The sequence below is a fragment of the Psychrobacter piechaudii genome (assembly GCF_900162825.1).
Taxonomy (GTDB): Bacteria; Pseudomonadota; Gammaproteobacteria; order Pseudomonadales; family Moraxellaceae; genus Psychrobacter; species Psychrobacter piechaudii.
Genome location: NZ_FUGE01000165.1, coordinates 1 through 3080 on the forward strand (window position 1 = coordinate 1; position 3080 = coordinate 3080).

Sequence of the window (3080 nt, forward strand, 5' to 3'; positions counted from 1 at the left end):
GGGCTATTATCATTAGGCTCAAACATGTGATTCTTGCCTTGTTCATGCTCAGGTTTTGGGTTAAAGTTTCACTAAGTCTGTTAAAGTTTGGCATGGTCTGATTCGTCTTAAAAATTACTATTATGCCTTTGCTTTAACAGACTTTTTTGTTTTTTTTGTCGTGTGCAGAGATAAGGATGTTATAACCCACTGATAACAAGGACCGTATCATGAGTATTATTCACTCAGTTTCTCACTTTAAATCTGCCCGTGACGCTGCCAAGCCCCTAGATAGGGTTGAGGATGTGCGTGCTGCGGCTGAAGATTTTCGCAAAACGATGCTTGCCAACCCAAAAGTTAAATTCTATAAAACTTTTGAGTTAATTCGCATTCCTTATCCTAGCAAGTATGGCTATCTTAATGCTTTTGCGTTGCCGACGCCTTATATTCACATCTGTAATAAGCTGTTTGTTATTCAGTTTGATAGCGAGGAAGGGTTAAAGACACTTTTGGTCAGTCCTTCTGACTGGGAACACCAAAGAGATACCCCTTACTTCTACCAGATGTCAGAAGACATGGGCATGTTCTCAAAGCCTGTCGAAAAAATGATTGTCAAAGAAAGCAATACCGTGCTGGAGGCTATAAAAAGTCTGGGATTGGCACCGGAAGATGTCGATTACATCACCTATGACCACCTACACACTCAGAATCTTACCCGCTGGCTTGGAGGAGCAGGACAAGCTGCTATATTCCCCAATGCCAAATTGTTGGTGATGAGAGAGGAGTGGGAGAGTACCCAAGCCTTACTGCCTTGGCAAAACCAGTGGTATTGTCCTGACGGCATCGAGGGTATTGACGACAGCCGTATTGAATTGCTCGATGGGGATGTGTTGTTAGGCGATGGCTCAGTGGCGCTGATGCGCACTAAAGGTCACACCGAAGGCAATCACTCTATTGTTGCCCACACCGATCAAGGTTTGTTGGTTACCTCAGAAAACGGGGTAAGTATGGACTCATATGCACCGCAGCATTCCCAAATTAAAGGCCTGGCCCGTTACGCCGAATTGACCCAGTCTGAGGTGGTGATGAATGGCAATACCTTGGAGTTTGGGGTAGACCAATATCTGTCTATGATTCAAGAAAAAACCGTGGCGGGGCCTTATCCAAAAGATGAGCGCTTCTTTAATATGGCCCTGTCTTCTGAGTCAGCCGGATACTACTTATTCCCAGGGACCGCACCGACTGCAAGGATGGGCGAGTTAGAGTTCGGAACCTTCACCCCAAAAACTGAAACCAATAGCAAGCGAGGTGGCCTGTGGCGCAAACTTATATCGTAACTGGGGCTGCCTCAGGGATTGGTCTGGCTTTGTGTCAGCGGTTGCTCGATCAAGGACAGCAAGTCTGTGCTTGTGATATTGATTATGAGGCTTTAAAAAGTCACTACACTGAGCATGAGCTGGTCGATGACGGTGGCACCTTAATGTTGTATCCGCTTGATGTACGACGTGTTGAGCAGTGGCAACAGTTAATAAGTAAGGTGTTAACCCAGTGGTCAACCATCGATGTTATGTGTAATGTAGCGGGCGTATTGAAAGACAATTGGGTGACTGATATTGTCATTCCAGATGAAGTGGACTTCCACTTTGACATCAATGTAAAGGGCACCATCTACGGGACTCAAAGCGTCATAGAGCCGATGCGCAACCAGGCAAAGGACATATCATTAATGTGGCTTCTATGGCCGCCTTGTCACCGGTTCCAGGTCTGTCTTTATATAGTGCCAGCAAGTATGCGGTACGCTCTTATTCATTGGCAGCCGGTATAGAATTGGCACCGTATGGTATTGCAGTAACCACAATTTGTCCTGATGCGGTTCAAACCCCCATGCTTGATCAACAAAAAGACAAGGAGCAAGCGGCGTTAACTTTCTCTGGTAACCGTACTTTGACGGTCGATGAGGTGGTAGACGCGATATTGGGGACCGCATTGAAAAGCAGTCCTATGGAAATAATGCTGCCCCAAAGCCGCGGTGTAGTGGCTAAGTTTGCCAATATTTTTCCGCAAACCTCAGGGCGCTTCATTGATATCTTCCAGAAGCAAGGCATTAAGCGTCAGGCCAAAAGTAGATAGCCATATAGTCTTATAGTAATTGTTATAAAAAGCGATCATTATAAAAAGCGATCGTCATAAAAAAGCAGCCCCAGTTTTGGGGCTGCTTTTTTGGTGGTTAGACTTAGTTTAATTTTTAGAGCTAGTCTATTGAATTATTTACCATAAACTTTTAAACGGCTATCGATTGGCGCAAACTCTTTGTCGCCTGCTTTTTGCTCAATACCACCGAATACCATCTGCGCAGTAAGTTTCCAGTTAGAGTCAATGTTCCAAGTTTTGGCCACTTCTTCATCGATTACTGGGTTGTAATGCTGTAAGTTTGCACCGATGTCTAAGCTGGCTAAAGCGGTCCAGATGACATACTGATGCATGGCACTGGTATGCTCTGACCAGACTGGGAAACGGTCAGCATATAAGGCAAAGTTTTCTTGCAAGTTTTTCACAACATTTTGGTCTTCAAAGAAAAGCACCGTACCTGCACCAGCTTTAAAACCATTTAACTTCTGTTCCGTGCTTTTAAATTTCTCGTCATCATTTACGATCTTGCGTAGCGTGTCTTCAGTGATTTGCCATAGTTTTTTATGGTCTTCCTCGAATAAAACCACCAAACGAGTGGATTGAGAGTTAAAAGAAGAAGGGGTATGCAAGATAGCATGCTCGACCAGAGCCACAACTTGGTCTTTGTCTACCGGTAGCTGATTATTTAGAGCATAGATTGAACGACGGGCTTCAGCCAGTGTTTGTAGATTTTGTAAGTTTGACATAATTATTCTCCGATATATTTATAGGGGTGGGGTTAAAACATTAAGGTTTAATTACTGTCAGTAGTGGCTCCTTTTTAAAGCTTTTTTAATAAGACTTTTTTAGGACTACTGTGCTCAGTTAAGGTCTGTGCCTTGCTTAATATTTTGATGAATTAATTGGGATTAATTATAAAATATTAGACCTAAACTGCCATGTAATTTATGTAAAAATTATTTAATAATAAC

Annotated in this window: 2 protein-coding genes and 1 pseudogene; 2 read left to right on the plus strand and 1 reads right to left on the minus strand. The window is 43.3% G+C overall.

Going from position 1 to position 3080, the window contains the following annotated elements; translation table 11 throughout:
- Window positions 1–209 precede the first annotated feature (209 nt).
- On the plus strand, window positions 210–1316 hold the full coding sequence (locus tag A1019T_RS09360; RefSeq protein WP_077451420.1) for an MBL fold metallo-hydrolase: 1107 nt from the start codon (window positions 210–212) through the stop codon (window positions 1314–1316).
- Window positions 1295–2109: pseudogene (locus A1019T_RS09365) on the plus strand (SDR family NAD(P)-dependent oxidoreductase). Before A1019T_RS09360 ends, A1019T_RS09365 begins: the two are co-directional and overlap by 22 nt.
- A 134-nt stretch (window positions 2110–2243) precedes the next feature.
- Here A1019T_RS09365 and A1019T_RS09370 read toward each other — a convergent pair.
- The gene (locus A1019T_RS09370; RefSeq protein WP_077451421.1) at window positions 2244–2855 is read right to left on the minus strand and encodes a nitroreductase family protein; all 612 of its coding nucleotides are present in this window, start codon (window positions 2853–2855) and stop codon (window positions 2244–2246) included.
- Between the last annotated feature and the right edge of the window lie 225 nt (window positions 2856–3080).

What these genes read in the sequence shown, in the direction of transcription:
- A1019T_RS09360 (WP_077451420.1), top strand. Translation starts at nt 210, where the DNA reads ATGAGTATTATTCACTCAGTTTCTCACTTTAAATCTGCCCGTGACGCT.
- A1019T_RS09370 (WP_077451421.1), bottom strand. Translation starts at nt 2,855, where the DNA reads ATGTCAAACTTACAAAATCTACAAACACTGGCTGAAGCCCGTCGTTCA.